The 22,588-nt window shown below is 60.4% G+C and carries 18 protein-coding genes; 5 read left to right on the top strand and 13 right to left on the bottom strand.

The genetic code is table 11. The annotated features are described in order from the left end of the window. Positions 1-56 precede the first annotated feature (56 nt). The gene (locus ACI77H_RS01970; RefSeq protein ID WP_407010098.1) at positions 57-1,418 is read right to left on the bottom strand and encodes an OprD family outer membrane porin; all 1,362 of its coding nucleotides are present in this window, start codon (positions 1,416-1,418) and stop codon (positions 57-59) included. Between the two features lie 363 nt (positions 1,419-1,781). Here ACI77H_RS01970 and tauA point away from each other — a divergent pair, with 363 nt between their 5' ends. Then, complete coding sequence (gene tauA, locus ACI77H_RS01965; protein ID WP_407010097.1) at positions 1,782-2,771, top strand: taurine ABC transporter substrate-binding protein; 990 nt, start codon at positions 1,782-1,784, stop codon at positions 2,769-2,771. Positions 2,772-2,871: 100 nt separating this feature from the next. Here the strand turns inward: tauA and argA are convergent, their stop codons facing one another. After that, positions 2,872-4,170, bottom strand: a complete 1,299-nt coding sequence (argA, locus tag ACI77H_RS01960; RefSeq protein ID WP_407010096.1) for an amino-acid N-acetyltransferase — start codon at positions 4,168-4,170, stop codon at positions 2,872-2,874. Between the two features lie 181 nt (positions 4,171-4,351). Further along, the gene (gene argE / locus ACI77H_RS01955; protein ID WP_407010095.1) at positions 4,352-5,509 is read right to left on the bottom strand and encodes an acetylornithine deacetylase; all 1,158 of its coding nucleotides are present in this window, start codon (positions 5,507-5,509) and stop codon (positions 4,352-4,354) included. A 156-nt stretch (positions 5,510-5,665) separates the two neighbouring features. Between argE and ACI77H_RS01950 the strand changes: the two genes are divergently transcribed. Further along, positions 5,666-7,033, top strand: a complete 1,368-nt coding sequence (locus ACI77H_RS01950; RefSeq protein ID WP_407010094.1) for an inorganic triphosphatase — start codon at positions 5,666-5,668, stop codon at positions 7,031-7,033. Between the two features lie 123 nt (positions 7,034-7,156). Here the strand turns inward: ACI77H_RS01950 and ACI77H_RS01945 are convergent, their stop codons facing one another. Beyond that, positions 7,157-7,621 (bottom strand): Lrp/AsnC family transcriptional regulator, encoded by a 465-nt coding sequence (locus tag ACI77H_RS01945; protein ID WP_008024235.1) that lies wholly within the window; start codon positions 7,619-7,621, stop codon positions 7,157-7,159. Positions 7,622-7,747: 126 nt separating this feature from the next. Here ACI77H_RS01945 and ACI77H_RS01940 point away from each other — a divergent pair, with 126 nt between their 5' ends. From ACI77H_RS01940 to ACI77H_RS01930, 3 genes are all read left to right on the top strand, one after another. Then, complete coding sequence (locus tag ACI77H_RS01940; RefSeq protein ID WP_407010093.1) at positions 7,748-8,086, top strand: hypothetical protein; 339 nt, start codon at positions 7,748-7,750, stop codon at positions 8,084-8,086. A 90-nt stretch (positions 8,087-8,176) separates the two neighbouring features. After that, positions 8,177-9,961 (top strand): GspE/PulE family protein, encoded by a 1,785-nt coding sequence (locus tag ACI77H_RS01935; RefSeq protein WP_407010092.1) that lies wholly within the window; start codon positions 8,177-8,179, stop codon positions 9,959-9,961. A gap of 72 nt (positions 9,962-10,033) precedes the next feature. Then, positions 10,034-10,351, top strand: coding sequence for a DUF2388 domain-containing protein (locus ACI77H_RS01930; RefSeq protein WP_150638071.1), 318 nt, complete (start codon positions 10,034-10,036; stop codon positions 10,349-10,351). Between the two features lie 173 nt (positions 10,352-10,524). On the opposite strand, the gene gcvP is transcribed toward ACI77H_RS01930, so the two are convergent. The 9 genes from gcvP to pepP all read right to left on the bottom strand — a co-directional run bounded on the left by gcvP (position 10,525) and on the right by pepP (position 22,576). Continuing rightward, positions 10,525-13,398: an aminomethyl-transferring glycine dehydrogenase gene (gene gcvP / locus ACI77H_RS01925; protein ID WP_407010091.1), complete on the bottom strand. Its 2,874-nt coding sequence runs from the start codon at positions 13,396-13,398 to the stop codon at positions 10,525-10,527. Between the two features lie 245 nt (positions 13,399-13,643). Next, on the bottom strand, positions 13,644-14,027 hold the full coding sequence (gcvH, locus tag ACI77H_RS01920) for a glycine cleavage system protein GcvH (RefSeq protein ID WP_150632107.1): 384 nt from the start codon (positions 14,025-14,027) through the stop codon (positions 13,644-13,646). A gap of 50 nt (positions 14,028-14,077) precedes the next feature. Next, a complete protein-coding gene (gene gcvT, locus ACI77H_RS01915; RefSeq protein ID WP_407010090.1) occupies positions 14,078-15,160 on the bottom strand; it encodes a glycine cleavage system aminomethyltransferase GcvT in 1,083 nt (360 codons plus the stop codon). Positions 15,161-15,316: 156 nt separating this feature from the next. Beyond that, on the bottom strand, positions 15,317-16,933 hold the full coding sequence (locus tag ACI77H_RS01910; RefSeq protein WP_407010089.1) for an ABC transporter permease: 1,617 nt from the start codon (positions 16,931-16,933) through the stop codon (positions 15,317-15,319). Positions 16,934-17,098: 165 nt separating this feature from the next. Then, the gene (locus tag ACI77H_RS01905) at positions 17,099-18,103 is read right to left on the bottom strand and encodes an extracellular solute-binding protein (protein ID WP_407010088.1); all 1,005 of its coding nucleotides are present in this window, start codon (positions 18,101-18,103) and stop codon (positions 17,099-17,101) included. A gap of 249 nt (positions 18,104-18,352) precedes the next feature. Further along, positions 18,353-19,570: a 2-octaprenyl-3-methyl-6-methoxy-1,4-benzoquinol hydroxylase gene (locus ACI77H_RS01900; protein ID WP_407010345.1), complete on the bottom strand. Its 1,218-nt coding sequence runs from the start codon at positions 19,568-19,570 to the stop codon at positions 18,353-18,355. Positions 19,571-19,579: 9 nt separating this feature from the next. Beyond that, on the bottom strand, positions 19,580-20,065 hold the full coding sequence (locus ACI77H_RS01895) for a DUF4442 domain-containing protein (RefSeq protein WP_407010087.1): 486 nt from the start codon (positions 20,063-20,065) through the stop codon (positions 19,580-19,582). Further along, positions 20,058-21,245, bottom strand: a complete 1,188-nt coding sequence (gene ubiH, locus ACI77H_RS01890; protein WP_407010086.1) for a 2-octaprenyl-6-methoxyphenyl hydroxylase — start codon at positions 21,243-21,245, stop codon at positions 20,058-20,060. The genes ACI77H_RS01895 and ubiH overlap by 8 nt, the downstream gene beginning before the upstream one ends. Further along, positions 21,242-22,576, bottom strand: a complete 1,335-nt coding sequence (gene pepP / locus ACI77H_RS01885; RefSeq protein ID WP_407010085.1) for a Xaa-Pro aminopeptidase — start codon at positions 22,574-22,576, stop codon at positions 21,242-21,244. Before pepP ends, ubiH begins: the two co-directional genes overlap by 4 nt. Positions 22,577-22,588: the final 12 nt, after the last annotated feature.

The raw sequence follows: 22,588 nt of genomic DNA, 5'->3' as shown, positions 1-22,588 counted from the left end.
GAAAAAAATCGCAAAAAAAAGCCTCGCCAACCGGCGAGGCTCTTTAGATAAGGCTGTTACAGGAAGCTGTAGGTGTAGTTGAAGATCAGACGGGTCTGGTCTTGGTCAACAAGGCTGGTGCCGTCGCCACGATAAGTACCGTGACGCAGAGTGGTGCCAAACCCTTTCAGCACGCCCGTTTGAATCACGTAATCGATACGTGCGTCGGTCTCATGCTCGCTGAGGTCTTTACCAGTACCGCTGGCAGCTTTGATGTCCTGACCACTCAGGTAAGCAATCGAAGCTTTCAGGCCGGGCACGCCCAGCGAAGCGAAATCATAGGAGTACTGACCGTACGTGGTGTTTTCACCAGCACGGATGAAGCTGCCCACCGTGGCGTCGGTAAACGAGTAGAAGCTGGCGCCGCCGCCGCCTTCAGGACGCCCGTTACCATCAACAACGTTAGCTTGGTTCAAGAAGACAAAGCCGCCGTCATCGTTGACACGCTGATGCCCGAGCAGGAACGCGCTGCCACCCAGGGTGTAGGTGAACGTGGCGTTCCAGGTCTTGTTATCGACCTCGCCCTTGTTCTTGGCGTAGCCACCGTTGTTGCTGAATTGGTACCCGGCGCTGCCGTTGCCGTTCTTGCCGTCGGAGCTGCTGTCAAAATAACGCAGGTCAGTCTTGAACGACTGGTTCGGGGCGATTGGGTAAACGTGCACCAGGCCGAGGAAGTTCTGTTTGTAGAAGTCTTCCAGGTTGGCGTAGTAGTACTGCAGCGTCAGGTCTTTGGTGACCTTCCAGTCAGCACCGGCGTAACGGAACTGGTTACTGTCCTGAGTGGCGCCCGCCACAGACAGGCCAGTGGAGTTCGAGGAGGCGCGACCTGTCGCTTGCTCCAGTTGACCCAGGTTGAACGTTACGTTGTCGATTTCCTTCGAGGAGATGGTGCCACCTTCAAAGGTTTGCGGCAGCACGCGGCTGTCGTTCGCAATCAGGATCGGCATGTTTGGCTGAAGAGCGCCACCCAGGTGAGCCTCGGTCTTGGAGAAACGCGCCTTGACGTTGCCCGACAGACGGCTCCACTCATTCGATGCCGATTTGTCGCTATCGCTAGGATTGAAGGAGTTGCTGTCCGGGTGATGGCCCTTGCCACCGTCCAGATGGATACCGACCAGCGCCTGGGCATCGATACCGAAACCGACGACACCTTGGGTAAAGCCCGACAGGTAATCGAACTTCAGACCTTCAGCGGTTTCTCGCTGTCTGTTTGAAGGAGTACTGGAAGTGGTGTTGGCAGCATTTTCACGGTTATCGGCGTCGAAATAATAGGTACGCGAACTAACCGATGCCTTGCTGTCTTCGATGAAACCGGCGGCGCCTGCCTGCTGCGCTAAAACCCCTACGGCCACGGCCAAGGCCAAGGTGGACTTGTTCATTGTTAAGCTCCTCTCGTTTCTAATTCTTGTATTCCTGGTCCTGGGTCGAATGCCCGGAATCCTAAGATCCGCGATTAGCGCCAGAGCGTGACCCACAAGTCAATCGTAACTATGTGTGTCTACGACTATGGTCTAACCCCCCATTTTTTGGTCCATGCAGGTCATGAGTTCGTCATAAACCTGAAAAGAATGACTGAATTCTTTTCTCATACCGTTTAGGAATTTAGCTCACCGTTTAGAACCCCCTCGGACTAGAGCGGCCAGCTCATAAGCTAATTGCTAAATGGTATTTATTAGGCGTTTTTTAGATCGATTAGGTTTGGAAGCACTTCCGCAACAATTCCTATCGATAAGGCCTTCGCCATGACGACCAAGCGCGCACTATCCAACCCAATTGTTACAGTTTGTGTATCGGTATTATTTTCTTTTTCCGCCCATGCCGCGAACCTCACCGTGGGTTATCAAACCGGCATAGACCCCAGCAAAGTCCCGCAAGCCGATGGCCTCTACGAGAAAACCATCGGCCAGAAAATTGACTGGCGTCGTTTCAATAGCGGTCCGGAAGTGGTGACGGCGATTGCCTCGGGTGATGTGCAGATCGGCAACCTCGGCTCAAGCCCACTGGCTGCAGCCGCTTCGCGCAATCTGCCGATTGTCGCGTTTATCGTTTCGGCCCAGATCAACGCCGCCGAAGCGTTGGTGGTGCGCAACGGCAGCGGCATTAATAAACCGGAAGATCTGATCGGCAAGACCATCGCCACACCGTTCGTTTCAACCTCTCACTACAGCTTGCTCGGCGCCCTGAAGCACTGGGGCCTGGACGCGTCGAAAGTCAAAGTGGTGAACCTGCAACCGGCGGAGATCGCTGCGGCCTGGAAGCGCGGCGATATTGATGGCGCGTTCGTCTGGTCGCCCGCGCTGGGGGAAATTCGCAAGACCGGCAAGACCTTGACCGACGCCGCACAGGTCGGCCAGTGGGGCGCACCGACCTTCGAAGTGTGGGTCGCGCGCAAGGATTACGCCGAGAAGCATCCGGACGTCGTGGCGAAATTCGCCAAGGTCACCCTGGACTCCTTCGCCGATTACGCAGCGCATAAAGATAGCTGGACCGCGGATTCGGTGCCGGTACAGAAAATCGCCAAACTGACCGGCGCCAATGCTGCCGATGTGCCGGAATTGTTGGCCGGTTCTACCTTTCCGGACGCCAAGGCGCAACAAACCACTGCGCTGCTGGACGGTGGCACGGCGAAGGCGATTGGTGAGACGGCGAAGTTCTTGAAAGAGCAAGGCAAGGTCGAGACGGTGCTGCCGGATTATTCGCCGTATGTCAGCGCGAAATTCGTCACCGAATAATTTTGCGGTTGCTTTGCAACCCATCGCCGGCAAGCCGGCTCCTGCAGGGGATCACCCAAACTCTGTAGGAGCCGGCTTGCCGGCGATGGCAACGACACGGTTACAAGGTTTTTTCGAAGATCTTCGAATTACGCTGATAGTTGTACAGCGATGCCCGCGCCGACGGCAGGCGCTCGACGCTGCTTGGCACGAACCCGCGCTCGCGGAACCAGTGAGCGGTACGGGTAGTCAGGACAAACAAGGTTTTCAAACCCTGAGCCCGGGCACGGGTTTCAATCCGTTCCAGCAGCTCATCCCCGCGACCGCCATGACGGTACTCCGGGTTCACCGCCAGACACGCCAACTCCCCCGCATCCGAATCGGCAATCTGATACAGCGCTGCGCAAGCGATGATCATGCCTTCGCGCTCGACCACACTGAACTGCTCGATCTCTCGCTCCAGCACTTCGCGCGAGCGACGCACCAGAATCCCTTGCTCTTCCAGCGGGCTGATCAAGTCCAGCAAACCGCCAACGTCTTCAATCGCCGCCTCACGCACGACCTCGAATTGTTCCTGCGCCACCAACGTACCGCCACCGTCACGGGTGAACAGTTCGGTCAGCAGTGCGCCGTCTTCGACGTAACTGACAATATGACTGCGCGCCACGCCGCCCCGGCAGGCCTCGGCCGCCGCATCCAGCAACTCGGCCTGATAGTTGCTGCCCAGGCGCTGCAAATGCGCCGGCACTTGTTGCGGGCGCAGTTCGCGCACCAGACGACCGTTTTCATCGATCAAGCCCAGGTCCGCGCCGAACAGCAGCAGTTTATCGGCCCCCAGATCAATGGCCGCGCGGGTGGCGACGTCTTCGCAAGCGAGGTTGAAAATCTCACCGGTCGGCGAATAGCCCAACGGCGACAACAGCACGATGGAGCGCTCGTCCAGCAGGCGATTGATGCCTTTGCGGTCAACCCGGCGCACTTCGCCGGTGTGGTGATAGTCGACACCTTCGAGCACACCGATCGGCCGTGCGGTCACCAGGTTGCCGCTGGCCACCCGCAGGCGCGAGCCCTGCATCGGCGACGAGGCCATGTCCATGGACAGGCGCGCTTCGATGGCGATACGCAACTGTCCGACCGCGTCGATCACACACTCCAGCGTCGCCGCATCGGTGATGCGCATGCCGTGGTGGTAATGCGGGGTCAGGCCGCGTGCGGCGAGACGGGTTTCAATTTGTGGACGGGAACCGTGAACCAGCACCAACCGCACGCCGAGGCTGTGCAGCAGCACCAGGTCGTGGACGATGTTGCCGAAATTGGGGTGCTCCACGCCGTCGCCGGGCAGCATGACGACGAAGGTGCAATCACGGTGGGCATTGATATAAGGCGAAGCGTGACGAAGCCAATTAACGTATTCGGGCATGAACCTGGGCCTGTAATAAATAGCAGCCAAAAAATGGGCGAAACAGAAAACGCACAGCGGGCTGATGGTTATCGTCGGAACAGGCTTGGCAACACGCGCGCTCTCCTCATGAATACGGGTTTGATCAACGGTTATTTACGTAACCTGTAGGAGCCGCCCGCAGCAAGCCGGCTCCTACCGGTCATGTGGCCGACACGGGTGTCAGGCAGTAATGCTCAATCAGTTGACGTAATAGATGCACGGTAGGCTGCAAACGTGACATTTCGAGGTATTCCCCCGGTTGGTGCGCACATGCGATGTCACCCGGGCCAAGCACCAGCGTTTCGCAGCCAAGGCGTCGAAGATAAGGCGCTTCCGTCCCGAACGCCACTGCTTCGGCGCGATGACCGGTGAGCTGTTCCGCGATGCGGACCAATTCGGCGTCCTCGGCCTGCTCGAAGGGCGGCACTTCAGGGAACAGCGGCGCGTAATCGATTTTCACCTGATGGCGCTCGGCAACCGGCTTGAGTCTCTGCAAAATCTCCGCGCGCAGCACCTTGGGGTCCATGCCCGGCAACGGACGCAGGTCGAATTCCAGTGAGCACTGGCCGCAAATCCGGTTGGGGTTATCCCCGCCATGGATGCAGCCGAAGTTCAGGGTCGGGGTCGGCACGCCGAACTGCGGATTGCGGAATTCACGTTGCCACAGCAGGCGCAGGCCGCGCAGTTCGCCAATCGCATCGTGCATGGCTTCGAGGGCACTATGGCCCAGGCGCGGATCGGAGGAATGGCCGCTCTGACCGAGAATGTCGATGCGCTCCATCATGATGCCTTTGTGCATGCGGATCGGCTTGAGCCCGGTCGGTTCGCCAATCACCGCTGCACGGCCCAACGGCCGCCCGGCGGCGGCCAACGCACGCGCACCGGACATCGAGCTTTCTTCATCGCAGGTGGCAAGGATCAGCAATGGTTGCTTGAACGGTTGGTCGAGCAAAGGAATCACGGCTTCGATGGCGAGGGCAAAAAAGCCTTTCATGTCGCAACTGCCCAGACCGACCCAACGGCCATCGACTTCGGTCAGCTTCAGCGGATCGGTCTGCCACAACGCGCCATCGAACGGCACCGTGTCGCTATGCCCGGCGAGCACCAGACCGCCAGGGCCGGAACCAAAACTGGCCAGCAGGTTGAATTTGCCGGGGCTGACTTGCTGGATATCGCAGGCAAAACCCAGATCACCGAGCCACGTCGCCAGCAAATCAATCACTGGGCGGTTGGATTGATCGAGGCTGGCCTGGGTACAACTGACTGAAGGTGCGGCAATCAGCGCAGCGAACTGATCTTTCATGGACGGCAAAAGCATCGCTGACTCCAACTCGCGAATTGAAGTCCATCATAGAGCCATCCAGCGACAGGAATAAACCGTCGCGGCGCGTAGGTCTTATGAGTCCTGTACACTGCACGACCTTGGCAGCCACACATTCCCCCGGCTGCGCTCCCGATCCTGGATTTTCCGGCCATGCAAAAAGAAACTGAAATCAAACTCCGCGTCAGCCGCGAAACCCTCGCCGCACTGCGCGAGCACCCGCTGCTGAAAAAACGCAACAAAAGTGGCTGGGAACGCCGTGAACTGATGAACCAGTACTTCGACACGCCTGAGCGCGACCTGGCCCGTGCCAAGGTGGCCCTGCGCCTGCGCCGTGATGGCGAAGAAGTGATTCAGACCCTCAAGACCCGTGGCCAGAGCGTCGCCGGTTTGTCCGAGCGAAACGAATACGACTGGAACCTGCCCAAAGCCAAGCTCGACGTGAAAAAACTCGACGGCGAATGCTGGCCTGAAGAACTGGCCGAGCTGGACAAGAAAACCCTGAAGCCGATTTTCACCACCGATTTCGTCCGCGAACGCGCTGAAATCGCCTGGGGCCGTGGCAAGACCAAAGTGGTCATCGAAGCCGCGCTGGACCTTGGCCACGTGGTGGTCGGCAAGCAGAAAGAAGAAATCTGCGAGCTGGAACTGGAACTGCGCGAAGGCGAACCGGCCGCGCTGCTGGAGCTGGCCGCCGAACTGGCCGCAACGCTGGCCCTGATGCCGTGTGACATCAGCAAGGCCGAACGCGGTTATCGCTTGTACGACGCCAACAGCTATTCGTTGAGCCTGCCGGCGCCGCAGATCAGCGCCGAAATGCCGCTGGACGACGCGTTCGCCGCGTTGAGCTGGCATTTGCTGAGCAGCAGCCAGCGTCTGGCCGAGCAATATCGCTTCAACGGCCACTGGCGTCTGTTGCAAGACTGGGTGGAAAACCTCGCTGAACTGCGCGCCCTGCTGAGCAGCCTTGGCCAAGCGGCGCCGCGTCAGTCGACGCACGATCTGCGTCTCGCGCTGGATGCCTTGCTTGAAGACTGGCGTCCGCTGGTTCAAGCCGGTCTGGACGACGAGGACGTACGTAAAGCTGCGCCGGAGCAGTTCCTCGAAGAGCTCGAAGACCCGCGCTGGGGCTTGTTCTCGCTGAATACCTCGCGCTGGTTGCTGGCCCGCACCTGGACCGCTGATCGCAATGTTCGCGGCAATCGCCAGGGCGCTGCGCAACTGGGTAGCTGGTTGCCGCGCTTGCTCGGCGAAGAAGCGACCTCCCTGCAATTGCAGCGCTACCAGCAGCAGCCGGAAGATCTGGCCGAGCAACTGCCGCGCATCGAGCGCATCCAGGCCTGGCTGCACCACGCCCGCAACGTGCTGGAGATCCCGGAAATGGATCGGCTGTATGGCGAGCTGAAGCAGCTGGCGCAACTGGCCAACGAGCCGATCACTGAAGAATCGCTGGACGCGCGCAAGCAGCAGGCGATTGCCGTGTATCAGAATCGTGCCTGGAAAATGCTGCTGCGCATGTAAGTCCGCTATCGCTGGCAAGCCAGCTCCCACAGGTTTTTGTGTTGAAACACTATATGCATTCCAACACTGAACCTGTGGGAGCTGGCTTGCCAGCGATGAGGCCAGCACAGCCAATCCAAAAACTCAGACCGGCAAACTCGTCGTGGACTTGATCTCCGACAACGCGACAATCGAGTTCACCTCCTGAATCCCCGGCACCATCGACAGCTTCTCGAAGAAAAACCGCTCATACGCCTCGATGTCCGCCGTGACAATCCGCAACAAGAAATCCACCGACCCCATCAGCACATAACACTCCAGCACTTCGGGAAAACCGCGAATCGCCTCGGTGAACTCCGTGAAGTTCGAACGCCCATGTGCGTTGAGTTTGACCTCGGCAAAAATCTGCGTGTTGAGCCCGATTTTCTTCCGGTCCAGCAGCGTCACTTGACCACGAATGATCCCCTCTTCTTTCATCCGCTGAATCCGCCGCCAGCACGGCGACTGCGACAGCCCCACCTGCTCGGCGATCTGCGCGCTGGAAAGCGAAGCGTCCTCTTGCAGCAACGCCAGAATCTTGCGGTCGTAGCCATCCAGCTCGCTTTGCATAGAAAAACCTGTAATCGATGTCTTGTTGAATAGCACGATTCGATAAATCGCCAATAAGCCCCATCATAGATAAGAAATGCCCAGCATCGAATGTAAAAATTCCTCCAGTGATTTTGGAGACCAACCATGCCGCATCTTGAAGCCGTCAACACCCCGCCCACCCGCGCTGATGTCTGGAACGCCAGCAACGCCCACTGTCGCGTGCACTATCAACTGCTGGCCGAAGCCGAACCGGACGTGCTGTGTCGGGCGCTCAATCTGTTCGCGTTGCAGTGCCTGACCCCGCAACAGGTCAACGTGCAGCGCACGGGCGATCTGCTGGCAATCGACATCGTCATGGACGGGCTGAGCTGGCACCGTGCTCAAGTGATCGCGGAAAAATTACGTAACCTGATCAGCGTCTGTTCGGTGGACCTGCAAGCGTCTGATTTTGCGTGGGTTGAAGCGACTCAGGCGACGGGCTGAAAAAACCCGATACGGCTTCGTCGGGTAGTGGCCCAACGATCAGCGGGTCCACGACTATCCTTTGCGAACTGTTGTTCACGAGGAGCCCGCATGTCCGTTCAACTTGCCCTTCAGGACCGCTGGCTGGATCTCAATGATTTGCTGCGCGAACTGGTCGCCCAGGGCTTTATCAGCCAGGACTCGGCCGAGCACGCGCTGAATGCCCGCCGCCGTCACGCCGCCAATGGCCAGATGCATCCGCTGGAGTTCATCGCCAGCCAACAGCTGGACGACCTCAGCCGTCCCGGCAAACACCTCGACCTGGAAAGCCTGACCCTGTGGCTGTCGCAGCAGGCCGGTCAGCCGTACCTGCGCATCGATCCGCTGAAAATCAACGTCGCAGCCATTACGCCGCTGATGTCCTACGCCTTCGCCCAGCGCCACAAGATTCTCGCGGTGTCCATTGATCGCGACGCGGTGACCGTGGCCAGCGCCCAGCCCTATGTCAAAGGCTGGGAAGCCGACCTGACCCACGTGTTGAAGCTGCCGATCAAGCGTGTAGTGGCCAACCCGGTGGATATCCAGCGCTTCAGCGTGGAGTTTTTTCGCCTGGCCAAATCGGTCAGCGGCGCGACCAACGCCGATCAACAGAGCAACACCCTGGGCAACTTCGAACAGTTGCTCAACCTCGGCGCCAGCGATCAGGAGCCGGACGCCAACGACGCGCACATCGTCAATATTGTCGATTGGTTGTTCCAGTACGCCTTCCAGCAACGCGCCAGCGATATCCATATCGAACCCCGGCGCGAGCAGGGCACGGTGCGCTTTCGCATCGACGGTGTGTTGCACAACGTCTATCAATTCCCGCCGCAGGTGACCATGGCGATTGTCAGTCGCCTGAAGAGCCTCGGGCGGATGAACGTCGCGGAAAAACGCAAACCCCAAGACGGCCGGGTCAAGACCAAAACCCCGGACGGGGGGGAAGTCGAACTGCGGTTGTCGACGTTACCGACGGCGTTCGGCGAAAAAATGGTCATGCGGATCTTCGACCCGGAGGTGCTACTCAAGGATTTCGATCAACTGGGGTTCTCCGCCGAAGACCTGCGCCGCTGGCAGGACATGACGAGCCAACCCAACGGCATCATTCTGGTCACCGGCCCGACCGGCTCGGGCAAGACCACCACGCTCTACACCACGCTGAAGAAACTGGCGACACCGGAGGTCAACCTCTGCACCATCGAAGACCCGATCGAGATGGTCGAGCCGGCATTCAACCAGATGCAGGTCCAGCACAACATCGACCTGACCTTCGCCGCCGGGGTGCGCGCGCTGATGCGACAAGACCCGGACATCATCATGATCGGCGAGATCCGTGACCTGGAGACGGCCGAAATGGCGATTCAGGCCGCGCTCACCGGCCACTTGGTGCTATCGACGCTGCACACCAATGACGCGCCCAGCGCTATCAGCCGCCTGCTGGAACTCGGCGTGCCGCATTACCTGATCAAGGCCACGGTGCTCGGCGTCATGGCGCAACGGCTGGTCCGAACGTTGTGCCCGCACTGCAAGGCACCGCTGACACTGAGCGAAGAAGACTGGCAAACCCTGACCAAACCCTGGCAAGCGCCACTGCCGGGCAATGCCCAGCGCGCCATCGGTTGCCTGGAATGCCGCGACACCGGCTATCGCGGCCGCGCCGGGGTGTACGAAATCATGCAACTGACCGATGGCCTCAAAGCGCTGATCAACCCCGACACCGACTTGCTGGCGATCCGGCGTCAGGCGTTCAAGGAGGGCATGCGCAGTTTGCGACTGTCGGGCGCACAGAAAGTCGCCGCAGGCTTGACGACGATCGAGGAGGTGCTGCGGGTGACGCCGCAGAGTGAGCAGAAGTAGCTAAGTCCGTGATGGAACTTGACCCAGTCATTGGCAATCCAAGCCCGTAGTTAACCAGTGGAGTCACCCATCATGCGTCTCAAACTTGCTGTCGCTACCATCGCCTTGTTGTCCCTTCCAGTCGGTTCGGCAATGGCCGACAGCTTTTGGCGTAACGTCATTTCATCCGGTGCAACCACCGGCTCGACTTACCTGACGTTCAAGGATCACAAACTGATCATTGCCGCCCAGGACGATGCCGGCAGCTTCGTCGCCAGCGACGGCGGCATTCGCGGCCCTTACCTGGAAGCGGCGATGCAGAAAGTTCGCGCAGACAACCCGGGCCTGCAAGCTACGGACATGGAACTGGCGAATGCGATCCTGGCGAAGAATGCCATCGCGTCGGAATAACATTTAAGGCTGAACAAAAATGCCGCTCACATGAGCGGCATTTTTTTGCCTCACACCCCCCCTGTGAGAGCGGGCTGCCCGCGATGACGTACTGTCAGTCGACATCAATGTTGAAGCTGAGGACCTCATCGCGGGCAAGCCCGCTCCCACAGGGTTAAGTGTGTTGTGGGAAATCAGCGGTAATCATCCACCGGCACACAGGCGCAAAACAGGTTGCGGTCGCCGTAGACGTTATCGACACGGTTCACCACTGGCCAATACTTGTGCGCCTTGGTGTGCGCATCCGGCGTAACGGCCTGCTCGATGCTGTAAGGCCGCTCCCACACCCCGGTGATGTCGGCCAACGTATGCGGGGCCCGTTTCAACGGATTGTCTTCCGCCGGCCAGTTGCCGTTTTGCACCTCAGTGATCTCCGCTCGGATACTCAGCATCGCCCCGATAAACCGGTCCAGTTCCGCCTTCGATTCACTTTCGGTCGGCTCGACCATCAAGGTGCCCGGCACCGGGAATGACATGGTCGGCGCGTGGAAGCCGTAATCCATCAGGCGTTTGGCGACGTCCTCTTCGCTGATGCCGGTCAGTGCCTTGAGTGGCCGCAGGTCGAGAATGCACTCGTGGGCCACCCGATCGTTGCGCCCTGTGTAGAGCACCGGGAACGCACCGGACAAATGCTGCGCCAGGTAATTCGCGGCAAGGATCGCCACTTCGCTGGCGTCCGCCAGTTGCGGCCCCATCATCGCGATGTACATCCAGCTGATCGGCAGAATGCTCGCACTGCCCCAAGGCGCGGCGCTGACTGCGCCGTTCTGCGGCAACGGGCCGTCAATCGCCACCACCGGGTGGTTGGCCACGAACGGCGCCAAGTGTGCCCGCACGCCAATCGGCCCCATGCCCGGACCGCCACCGCCGTGGGGAATGCAAAAGGTCTTGTGCAAATTCATATGAGAAACGTCGGCGCCAATGTCCGCCGGCCGCGCCAGCCCGACTTGCGCATTGAGGTTGGCGCCATCCATGTACACCTGACCGCCATGGCTGTGGATAACTTCACAGATCTCGCTGATGCCTTCCTCGTACACACCATGGGTCGAAGGATACGTCGCCATCAGGCAGGCCAGTTTGTCACCGGCAGCCGCGGCTTTTTCCTTCAGGTCATCGAGGTCGACGTTGCCCGCTTCATCGCACTCGACGATCACCACGCGCATCCCGGCCATTTGCGCCGACGCCGGGTTGGTGCCATGGGCCGAGGACGGAATCAGGCAGATCTCCCGCGCTCCTTGATGCCGACTCTCGTGGTATTTGCGAATCGCCAGCAACCCGGCGTACTCGCCTTGCGCGCCAGAGTTGGGCTGCATGCAGATCGCATCGAAACCGGTGATTGCACAGAGCCAGCGCTCCAGCTCTTCGATCATCAGCGAGTACCCAGCCGCCTGCTCTTTCGGCACAAAGGGGTGCAAATGGGCGAACTGCGGCCAGGTGATCGGGATCATTTCGCTGGTCGCGTTGAGCTTCATGGTGCAAGAACCGAGCGGAATCATCGATTGATTGAGCGCCAGGTCCTTGTTCTCCAGTTGCTTGAGGTAACGCAGCAGCTCGGTTTCGCTGTGATGGGCGCTGAACACCGGATGACGCAAATAAGGTGAGGTACGCAGCAGCCCGCCGGGAATGCCTGAAGGCAGGGTTTCAGCGTCCAGTTCGTCGACGTTGAGCCCATGATCGGCACCCAGGAAAACATCGAACAACTTCGCCACGGTGCTTTCGTCAGACGTTTCGTCGAGGCTCAGGCCCAACTGCCCGCGTCCCAGGATCCGCAGGTTGATCTGTGCGGCCTGCGCGCTTTCGATGATCGCGGTTTGAGTGCCACCGACCTCCAGCGTCAACGTGTCGAAGTAGTGTTTGTTCAAGCGGACAATGCCGCGCCGCTCCAGACCCGCCGCGAGGATGCAGGTCAGCCGGTGAACACGCTGGGCAATCTGCTTCAGGCCTTCGGGGCCGTGGTAGACCGCATAGAAACTGGCGATGTTGGCCAGCAGCACTTGGGCGGTGCAGATGTTCGAATTGGCCTTCTCCCGGCGGATGTGTTGCTCGCGGGTTTGCAGGGCCATGCGCAACGCGGTGGTGCCGCGCGCATCTTTCGAGACGCCGATGATGCGCCCCGGAATCGCCCGTTTGTATTCATCGCGACTGGCAAAAAACGCCGCGTGGGGGCCGCCGTACCCCATGGGCACGCCGAACCGCTGGGACGAACCGAACACCACATCCGCGCCCAACTCTCCCGGCGGCGTCAGCAACAGCAGGCTCAGCAGATCGGTGGCGACGCAGGCCAGAGCTTGCTGGGCGTGCAGGTGATCGATCAACGGACGCAGATCGCGAATCTCGCCGTGGGTGTCGGGATATTGCAGCAGCGCGCCAAACACCTGGTGCTGTTTCAAGTTATCCACAGCGTCGATGATCAGCTCGAAGCCAAAACCTTCGGCTCGGGTCTGCACCACGGAAATGGTCTGCGGATGACAGTTTTCATCGACGAAGAACAGATTGCTTCTGGACTTGGCGACACGCTTGGCCAGGGCCATGGCTTCCGCTGCCGCCGTGGCCTCGTCCAGCAGCGAGGCGTTGGCCAGCTCCAGGCCGGTGAGGTCGATGGTCAATTGCTGGAAGTTCAACAGCGCTTCGAGTCGACCTTGGGCGATCTCGGGTTGATACGGCGTGTAAGCGGTGTACCAGCCGGGATTTTCCAGGACGTTGCGCAAAATGACGGTCGGCGTCAGCGTGCCGTGGTAGCCCATGCCGATCAGGCTGGTCCAGACCTGGTTCTGCTCGGCGTAACCACGCAGTTTGGCTAACGCGGCTTCTTCGTCGAGGGCGGGTGGCAGGTCAAGCGCGCGGTTCAGGCGAATTCCCGGCGGCACTGTCTGCTCGATCAGTTCGACTCGGCTGCCGACGCCAAGGCTGTCGAGCATCGCCTGCTGCTCGGTGGCATCGGGCCCGAGGTGGCGGCGAAGGAAGGCATTGGGGTCGCGTAACTGGCTCAAGGACGGCAACTGGGACATGACGGGCTCTCTCTTGACTGGCGCTCAACGTCGATGCAACACGGTCAAACCAGCATAGCAGCCGCTGCCAACAGCGAATCTCGGTGGGAGGTTGACACCTACCCTGTGGGAGCGAGCCTGCTCGCGATGACGATAGATCAGTCAACATCGATGTTGAATGGCAAGCCGGTCTCGCTCCCAAAAGGGGGAATCTGCAGGCAATAAAAAGCCCCGACAGGTCGGGGCTTTGGGGTAACGCTGAAGGCTTACTCGCCGATGGCGGCCTTGTAGCCAGCCGCATCGAGCAGCTTTTCCAGATCAGCCGTGTTGCTTGGCTTCAATTTGAAGATCCAGGCACCGTACGGATCGGAGTTGAGCAGTTCCGGGGTTGCGCTCAGTTCTTCGTTGATCGCGATCACTTCACCGGCAACCGGGGAATAGATGTCGGACGCGGCTTTAACCGATTCAACGACACCGGATTGATCGCCAGCAGCGAAGGTGGTTCCGACTTCGGTCAGTTCAACGAACACCACATCACCCAAGGCTTCCTGAGCGTGATCGCTGATGCCCACAGTGACGGTGCCATCGGCTTCCAGACGGGCCCATTCGTGACTTTCGGCAAAACGCAGGTCGGCAGGGATATCGCTCATGTTCTGTGTCCTCAGGAAAATTGTCAGCGGTCGTTGCCCGCCAGAAAAGGTTAGATCAAGGTTTTGCCATGGCGTACGAAGGTCGGTTTGACCACTCGGACCGGGTACCACTTGCCACGGATTTCCACTTCTGCGCGGTCGGCAGTCGCCATTGGCACGCGCGCCAGTGCAATCGACTTGCTAAGCGTAGGAGAGAAACTACCACTGGTGATCTCTCCTTCGCCAACATTGGCGATGCGGACCACCTGATGAGCGCGCAAAACCCCACGTTCCTCAAGGACCAGACCCACCAGTTTGTGCTGTACGCCACCCGCCCGTTCGGCTTCGAGCGCGTCGCGGCCGATGAACTGACGAGAGGCTGGCTCCCAGGCGATGCTCCAGGCCATGTTCGACGCCAACGGCGAAACATCTTGATGAATGTCCTGACCGTACAGGTTCATACCGGCTTCGACACGCAGCGTATCCCGCGCCCCGAGGCCAATCGGCGAGATACCCGCGCCGACCAGATCGTTGAAGAAGCCCGGCGCCTGATTGGCCGGCAAAATGATTTCCAGACCGTCTTCGCCGGTGTAACCGGTGCGCGCGATGAACCAGTCACCGTCAGGCTGGCCTTCGAACGGCTTGAGCAACTGGATCAGGTTGCCGCGAGACTGGGTGACCAGTTCGGAAATTTTGTGTCGGGCATGCGGGCCTTGAATGGCCAGCATCGCCAGCTCGGAGCGCTCGTTGAGCTGCACATCGAAGCCGTCGAGGTGCGCTTGCATCCACGCCAGGTCCTGATCGCGGGTGGAGGCGTTGACCACCAGGCGATAACCGTCGTCGAGGCGATAGACGATCATGTCGTCGACGATGCCGCCACGCTCATTGAGCATGGTGCTGTACAAGGCACGGCCGGGGCTGTGCAGGCGTTCGACGTCGTTGCTCAGCAAATGCTGGAGCCAGGCCTTGGCCTGCCCGCCGCTGACATCGATCACGGTCATGTGGGATACATCGAAAACCCCGCAATCGCGGCGCACCTGATGGTGTTCCTCGACCTGCGAGCCGTAATGCAGAGGCATATCCCAACCGCCAAAATCGACCATCTTCGCGCCGAGGGCGAGATGAAGGTCATACAGAGGCGTACGCTGTCCCATGGGTTTCTCCTTCCGGGCGTGGCGAAGATGCGGGCCAGTGCTGCACGGGGTGAAAGCCTTGAAATAGAAGGCTTTCAGCCGATTTCAGCAACCGGGTCTGTAGGACGGACCGCACCGAATGCCGCGCATTGTAGCCTCAAGGTGTAGGACTGGCACCTAGGTGTTTCGATGCGCCGAACGTCGAATCAATCCGATGACCGGTAACAGCCCGACCAAAACCAGGGTCAACGCCGGCAATGATGCCCTCGCCCACTCGCCTTCGCTGGTCATTTCGAAGATGCGCACGGCCAGCGTGTCCCAGCCAAACGGGCGCATCAGCAGGGTCGCGGGCATTTCCTTCAGTACGTCGACGAACACCAGCAATGCAGCGCTCAAAGTGCCGGGCAGCAATAACGGCAGATACACTTTGAAAAACAGTCGTGGCCCACTGACCCCAAGGCTACGTGCCGCTTCGGGCAAAGATGGCCGTATTCGCGCCAGGCTGCTTTCCAGCGGCCCATAGGCTACCGCGATGAATCGCACCAGATAGGCCAGCAGCAAGGCCGACAGGCTGCCCAACAACAGCGGCTTGCCGGCGCCACCCAACCAACCCGATAGCGGAATCACCAGCTCGCGATCCAGGTAACTGAACGCCAGCATGATCGACACCGCCAGCACCGAACCCGGCAGCGCGTAGCCGAGGTTGGCCAGGCTGACACCGGAACGGATCGCCCGGGTTGGCGCCAGGCGTCGGGCAAACGCCAGTATCAGCGCGACGCTGACGGTGATCAGCGCCGCCATGCCGCCCAGGTACAAAGTGTGGACGATCAGCCCGCTATAACGCTCATCCAGATCGAAACGCCCGCGCTGCCAGAACCACACCACCAATTGCAGCACCGGAATCACGAAGGCGCAGGCAAACACCAGACCGCACCAACTCATCGCCGCCAGCGCTTTGAAACCGCGCAGTTGATACAACGCTTTGACTCGCGGTCGTTCGTTGCTTGCGCGGTTGGCCCCGCGTGCGCGGCGCTCGCCGTACAGCACGACCATCACCACCAACAGCAACAGGCTGGCCAGTTGTGTGGCCGTCGAAAGGCTGAAGAAGCCGTACCAGGTTTTGTAGATCGCCGTGGTGAACGTGTCGAAGTTGAACACCGACACCGCGCCGAAATCCGCCAGGGTTTCCATCAGCGCCAACGCCACACCCGCGCCGATGGCCGGGCGTGCCATTGGCAAGGCTACTCGCCAGAACGCTTGCCACGGCGATTGCCCCAGGACTCGCGCCGCTTCCATCAGGCCTTTGCCCTGTGCCAGGAACGCGGTACGCGCCAGCAGATAAACGTAGGGATAGAAGACCAGCACCAGAACGAGGATGACGCCGCCGGTCGAGCGGACTCGCGGCAATCGCAGCCCCGTGCCGAACCATTCGCGCATCAACGTTTGAACGGGACCGGCAAAATCCAGCAGCCCGACGAAGACGAAGGCCAACACATAGGCGGGAATCGCGAACGGCAGCATCAACGCCCAATCCAGCCAGCGCCGACCGGGAAACTCGCAGAGGCTGGTCAGCCAGGCGAGACTGACGCCCAACAGCGTTACACCGACACCGACGCCGAGCACCAGGGTCAGCGTGTTGCCCAGCAGCCGCGGCATCTGCGTGTCCCAGAGGTGGGACCAGATTTGATGATCGATGGTTTGCCAGGAGAGCAACAGAACACTGAGGGGCAGCAAGACCAACGCAGCAATGGCGAAGACCAGGGGATACCAGCGACGTTGGGCGGGGTGGGCCAAGGAAAAGCTCTCGTTTAAATGATTATGCCCACGCTCTGCGTGGGCACACATCTTGTGACGCTCTGCGTCACGCTTCGACGCAGAACGTCGGTGGATGCATTCCCGCGCGGAGCGTGGGAACGATCAGCACGCCCCGCATAAGCGGGGCGCAGTATATCGACAGACTTAGTTCCAGCCAGCCCGATCCATCATGCGAATCGCTTCAGCCTGACGCTTGCCGGCAACTTCCACCGGCAAGGTATCGGCGACGAACTTGCCCCAGGCGGCGACTTCCGCGGACGGCGACACCGCAGGGTTGGCCGGGAATTCCTGGTTCACATCAGCAAAGATCTTCTGCGCCTCAGGCGTGGTCATCCACTCCACCAGGGCCTTGGCCGCTTCCGGGTGCGGCGCGTGTTTGGTCAGGCCGATGCCCGACAGGTTCACATGCACACCCCGATCGCCCTGATTCGGCCAGAAAAGCTTCACCGCCAGGTCAGGCTTCTGCTTGTGCAGACGGCCGTAGTAGTAAGTGTTGACGATGCCGACGTCGCATTGGCCGGCGTTGATTGCCTCCAATACCGCGACATCATCGGAGAACACGTCGGTGGACAGGTTGTTGACCCAGCCTTTGAGAATCTTCTCGGTTTTCTCGGCGCCATGCACTTCGATCATGGTCGCCGTCAGGGACTGGTTGTAGACCTTCTTCGCCGTACGCAGGCACAGGCGACCTTCCCAGTTCTTGTCGGCCAGACCTTCGTAAGTGCTCAACTCGCCCGGTTTCACCCGGTCGGTGGAGTACGCGATGGTCCGCGCCCGCAGGCTCAGGCCGGTCCAGGCATGGGAAGCCGCGCGGTATTGCAACGGGATGTTGGTGTCGATGGTTTTCGAGGTGAAGGGTTGCAGGATGCCCATCTGCTCGGCCTGCCAGAGGTTGCCGGCATCGACGGTCAGCAGCAGGTCGGCTGTGGCGTTTTCGCCTTCAGCCTTGATGCGCTGCATCAGCGGCGCTTCCTTGTCAGTGATGAACTTCACCTGAACACCGGTTTTAGCGGTGTAGGCATCGAAGACCGGTTTGATCAACTCGTCGATACGCGAGGAGTAAACCACCACCTCGTCGGCGGCCTGGGCGGCGGTGCTGCCAATCAGGGTCAGGGCGAGTGCGGTCAGTAGACGCTTCGGTGCCAACATGGGAGCGATCTCTCGATTTGAAAAAGTGAGGCGAATGATAAGGACTCACATTTAGCTTCTCAATCGAACAGTTCGCGGAGGAGTTACCAGATGTTGCATGGCTGGAGCTATGGGATAGTTTTACCGGCCCCTTCGCGGGCAATCCCGCTCCCACAGGGATCTCCAGTGTTCACACTTAATGTGTGTCCACCTGAAATTCTTGTGGGAGCGGGCTTGCCCGCGATGAGGCCATCAGTCGCAGTGAAAATCTTAAGCCTTGGCAAGTGCCGGCAGATCCCCGATCAACCCCAGCGCCTCACGCACAAACAACGCTTTGGCCTCCGGCATCTGATCAACCATCTTCAACCCGGCATTACGCAACCAGCGCACCGGCAGCGGATCGGCCTGGAACAACCGCTCGAAGCCTTCCATCGCCGCCATCAACGCCAGGTTGTGCGGCATGCGCCGACGCTCGTAGCGGCTCAGCACTTTCACGTCCGCTAACCGCTCGCCCCTTCCAGCCGCTTGCAATAGCACTTCGGCGAGCACCGCAGCATCAAGGAAACCGAGGTTCACCCCCTGCCCGGCCAACGGGTGAATGGTGTGCGCCGCGTCGCCGATCAGCGCCAGACCTTCGGCCACATAACGCTTGGCATGACGCTGACGCAGCGGCACGCACAGACGCGGATCAGCGCTCAGCACCGTGCCGAGCCGGCCTTCAAAGGCGCGTTCCAGCTCCAGGCAGAACGCTGCATCGTCCAGCGCCATCAGCCGTTCTGCTTCGCTCGGCGTGGTCGACCAGACGATTGAACACCAATCCTGCTGACCGTCGCGTTCCAGCGGCAGAAACGCCAAGGGGCCATTGTCGGTGAAGCGTTGCCAGGCCGTCATTTGATGAGGCTTGGCGCTGCGCACACTGGTAACGATCGCGTGGTGCAGATAATCCCACTCGCGCGTGGCCACCCCGGCCAGGCGCCGCACGGCCGAGTTGGCGCCGTCCGCCGCAATCACCAGCGGCGCACGCAAGGTACGGCCATCGGCGAGCGTCAGCAGCCAGTCATCGCCGGAACGGCGCATCTGCTCCAGGCGCGCATTGGCCAGCATCCCGAGGTCGCAGTCGTGCAAACGGTCGAGCAAGGCGTCCTGAACCACGCGGTTCTCGACGATATGTCCGAGCACGTCGGCATGTACGCTGCTGGCGGAAAAGTGGATCTGCCCGGTGCCGCTGCCGTCCCAGACATGCATGTCGGTGTACGGGCTGCTGCGCCGACTGGCGATGCCGTCCCACACGCCCAGGCGTTCAAGAATCCGCTGGCTGGCCGCCGATAGGGCGCTCACCCGCGGTTCGAACGGCGCTTGCCCGTCGAAGGGCTTGACACTCATCGGGCTGCCATCCAGCAGCAGGACTTCCAGCCCGCTGTCCTGTAACGCCAGCGCCAGGGCGCTGCCGACCATTCCGGCTCCGACAATCAGCAGATCTGCGCGCATGTCCATGCTTTAAGCCTGTCTCGCTTGCGGCTTGAGCCGCACGTAAAGGGTTTTCTGGACCCGCGCCACCAAGGTGCCGGCGCCGTCGTGGATATCGACCTGCAACTGCGGCAGGTATTTTTCGCCGTTCGCCGTTTGTCGGCGGACCTCATCGAGCAAGGTCTCGTCGATCCTGAAATTGGCGAACACCGGGCCTTTGCCCGGCGAGATGAAATCGATGTCTGCCGCTTTGTCCCAGACGATGTAATGGCGTCCGAGGTTTTCCATCAGCATCAGCATGTAGAACGGGTCGACCATCGAATACAGGCTGCCACCGAACTGCGTGCCGACGTAATTGCGGTTGTACCAGCCCAATCCCATGGACACCTTGATGTCGCGAAAATCATCGCTGATGTGCCGCACACGAACCCCGGCGCCAAGGTACGGCGGGTAGAAGGTCATGAACCAACGCATCAACCGCGCTTTGCCGAACGTACTCGTCAGCCACTTAAGCATCGGGACGCGTTCCCAGCCCCATGGCCTGTCGGGCGAACCAGCGCTTGGCCGGCGGCAGCAGATCGAGGCCGAGCAGGCCGAGGTTGCGACCCAGCGACACCAACGGTTGAGTGCTGCCGAACAGGCGCGTGACTTGATCGGAAAAACCTACGGTCAGGTTCTGGTCCATCCGCTGGCGTTCGCGATAAGCCTGCAAGGTCGCGAAGTCGCCGGGCGAAGTCTCGCTCCCCAGCAGTGCGTCCGCCAACGCTTGCGCATCTCGCAGCGACAGGTTGAACCCCTGGCCGGCAATGGGATGCAGGCTGTGGGCCGCGTTGCCGAGAATCGCCAGATGCGGACGCACCTGCTCTTCGGCCTCGATCAGCGTCAACGGATAAAGATGCCGAGCGCCCACTTGTTTCAACGTGCCGAGGCGGTAACCGAACACGCCCTGCAATTCGCTGAGGAAACTGCGTTCATCAAGGGCCGCAAGCCGTTGCGCGTCCATGCCCAGACGGGTCCAGACCAGGGCGCAGCGGTTTTCCGGCAGCGGCAGCAACGCCATCGGACCGTCGTCGGTGAAACGTTCGAACGCCATGCCGTTGTGCGCTTCGCTCGGGGTGATGTTGGCGATCAGCGCACTCTGGTTGTACGGGCGCTTTTTGATGCCTATCCCCAGTTGCTCGCGCAGGCCGGAACGGCCGCCATCAGCGAGCACCGCGAGGTCGCATTCCAGGGTGGTTTCGTCGTTGAGGGTCAGGCGATAGCCGTCGGTCAGCGGCTCCATGCGCGAAACTTCCGCCGGGCAGCGCCAAGTGACCACGTCCTTGTCCAGGCCTTGCCAGAGGCATTGGCCGAGCCAGGCGTTTTCCACCACATAACCCAGCGCGGGCACGCCCTCCTCCATCGCCGACAAACGCGCGGTGGAGAAACGGCCACGGTCGGAAACGTGAATCTGCTTGATCGGCTCGGCGCGGCGGGTGATTTCCTGCCACACGCCCAACCGTTGGTAAATCTGTTTGGCACCGTAGGACAACGCCGAAGAACGGGCGTCGTAGCTCGGTTGATAGCTGTCGCCGGGGGCAAACGGTTCGATCAGCACGATCTTCCAGCCACGCGCCTTGGCCCCGGCTTGCAAGGCCAACGCGAGGCTGGCGCCGACCAGACCGCCACCGATAATTGCCAGATTGACTCGACTCATGCCGCTTTTGTCCGCGCTTCGGCCATCAAGGCCTCGATCTCGGCGACCGTTTTCGGTACGCCGCTGGTCAGGATTTCACAGCCGCTTTTGGTCACCACGACGTCGTCCTCAATGCGCACGCCAATGCCGCGCCATTTTTTCGCTACGTTCTGGTTGTCCGGGGCAATGTAGATCCCCGGTTCCACGGTCAGCGCCATGCCGACTTCCAGCACGCGCCATTCGCCGCCGACCTTGTACTCGCCGACGTCATGCACATCCATGCCCAGCCAGTGGCCGGCGCGGTGCATGTAAAACGCTTTATAGGCTTCGCTGGCGATCAATTCGTCGACGTCGCCCTGCAACAGGCCCAACTTCACGAGGCCGCTGGTAATCACCCGGACTGTGGCTTCGTGCGCCTGATTCCAGTGTTTGTTCGGGGCGATTTCGGCAAAGGCTGCTTCTTGTGAAGCCAGCACCAATTCGTAGATCGCCTTCTGTTCCGCTGAGTACTTGCCGTTGACCGGCCAGGTGCGCGTGATGTCGCTGGCGTAGCAGTCGATCTCGCAACCGGCGTCGATCAGCACCAGATCGCCGTCCTTGAGCACCGCGTCATTCTGCTGGTAATGCAGGATGCAGCTATTGCGCCCCGCCGCGACAATCGAGCCGTAAGCCGGCATCTTCGCCCCGCCCTTGCGAAACTCATAATCAAGCTCGGCTTCCAGGCTGAACTCATGCAACCCGGCCCGGCTGGCCTGCATCGCACGTATATGCGCCTGAGCGGAAATCCGCGCGGCTTCGCGCATCACCTTCACTTCTGCCGCCGATTTATACAGGCGCATGTCGTGCAGCAGATGATCCAGCGCAACGAACTCGTTCGGCGGCTGGGCGCCGAGGTGCGCCTTGGAGCGGATCACGTTGATCCAGTCCATCAGGTGGCGATCGAATTCCGGGTTGCTGCCCATGGCCGAATACACCCGGTCGCGCCCTTCGATCAGGCCCGGCAGGATGTCGTCGATATCAGTGATGGGGAACGCGTCGTCGGCACCGAAGTCGCGGATCGCGCCTTCCTGGCCGGCGCGCAGGCCATCCCAAAGTTCCCGTTCGGCGTTGCGCTCACGGCAGAACAACAGGTATTCGCCGTGCTCACGGCCAGGCATCAATACGATGACGGCCTGAGGCTCGGGGAAACCGCTGAGGTACTGGAAGTCGCTGTCCTGGCGGTAAACATGCTCGACGTCGCGGTTGCGGATGGCTACCGCGGCGGCGGGCAGGATGGCGATGCTGTTGGGTTCCATCTGCGCCATCAAGGCCTTGCGGCGACGGCTGTATTCCGATTTCGGGATATGAATCATGGGCAGATGGCT

This window comes from Pseudomonas sp. O230 (assembly GCF_045447035.1).
Lineage (GTDB): Bacteria > Pseudomonadota > Gammaproteobacteria > Pseudomonadales > Pseudomonadaceae > Aquipseudomonas.
The sequence above is the reverse complement of the archived record's forward strand: the minus strand, read 5'-3'. Positions and strand labels throughout refer to the sequence as shown.

What these genes read in the sequence shown, in the direction of transcription:
- ACI77H_RS01905 (WP_407010088.1), bottom strand. Translation starts at nt 18,103, where the DNA reads ATGTTGGCACCGAAGCGTCTACTGACCGCACTCGCCCTGACCCTGATT.
- pepP (WP_407010085.1), bottom strand. Translation starts at nt 22,576, where the DNA reads ATGATTCATATCCCGAAATCGGAATACAGCCGTCGCCGCAAGGCCTTG.
- argA (WP_407010096.1), bottom strand. Translation starts at nt 4,170, where the DNA reads ATGCCCGAATACGTTAATTGGCTTCGTCACGCTTCGCCTTATATCAAT.
- ubiH (WP_407010086.1), bottom strand. Translation starts at nt 21,245, where the DNA reads ATGAGTCGAGTCAATCTGGCAATTATCGGTGGCGGTCTGGTCGGCGCC.
- ACI77H_RS01950 (WP_407010094.1), top strand. Translation starts at nt 5,666, where the DNA reads ATGCAAAAAGAAACTGAAATCAAACTCCGCGTCAGCCGCGAAACCCTC.
- gcvP (WP_407010091.1), bottom strand. Translation starts at nt 13,398, where the DNA reads ATGTCCCAGTTGCCGTCCTTGAGCCAGTTACGCGACCCCAATGCCTTC.
- ACI77H_RS01935 (WP_407010092.1), top strand. Translation starts at nt 8,177, where the DNA reads ATGTCCGTTCAACTTGCCCTTCAGGACCGCTGGCTGGATCTCAATGAT.
- argE (WP_407010095.1), bottom strand. Translation starts at nt 5,509, where the DNA reads ATGCTTTTGCCGTCCATGAAAGATCAGTTCGCTGCGCTGATTGCCGCA.
- ACI77H_RS01895 (WP_407010087.1), bottom strand. Translation starts at nt 20,065, where the DNA reads ATGCTTAAGTGGCTGACGAGTACGTTCGGCAAAGCGCGGTTGATGCGT.
- ACI77H_RS01900 (WP_407010345.1), bottom strand. Translation starts at nt 19,570, where the DNA reads ATGCGCGCAGATCTGCTGATTGTCGGAGCCGGAATGGTCGGCAGCGCC.
- ACI77H_RS01930 (WP_150638071.1), top strand. Translation starts at nt 10,034, where the DNA reads ATGCGTCTCAAACTTGCTGTCGCTACCATCGCCTTGTTGTCCCTTCCA.
- gcvT (WP_407010090.1), bottom strand. Translation starts at nt 15,160, where the DNA reads ATGGGACAGCGTACGCCTCTGTATGACCTTCATCTCGCCCTCGGCGCG.
- ACI77H_RS01945 (WP_008024235.1), bottom strand. Translation starts at nt 7,621, where the DNA reads ATGCAAAGCGAGCTGGATGGCTACGACCGCAAGATTCTGGCGTTGCTG.
- gcvH (WP_150632107.1), bottom strand. Translation starts at nt 14,027, where the DNA reads ATGAGCGATATCCCTGCCGACCTGCGTTTTGCCGAAAGTCACGAATGG.
- tauA (WP_407010097.1), top strand. Translation starts at nt 1,782, where the DNA reads ATGACGACCAAGCGCGCACTATCCAACCCAATTGTTACAGTTTGTGTA.
- ACI77H_RS01970 (WP_407010098.1), bottom strand. Translation starts at nt 1,418, where the DNA reads ATGAACAAGTCCACCTTGGCCTTGGCCGTGGCCGTAGGGGTTTTAGCG.
- ACI77H_RS01940 (WP_407010093.1), top strand. Translation starts at nt 7,748, where the DNA reads ATGCCGCATCTTGAAGCCGTCAACACCCCGCCCACCCGCGCTGATGTC.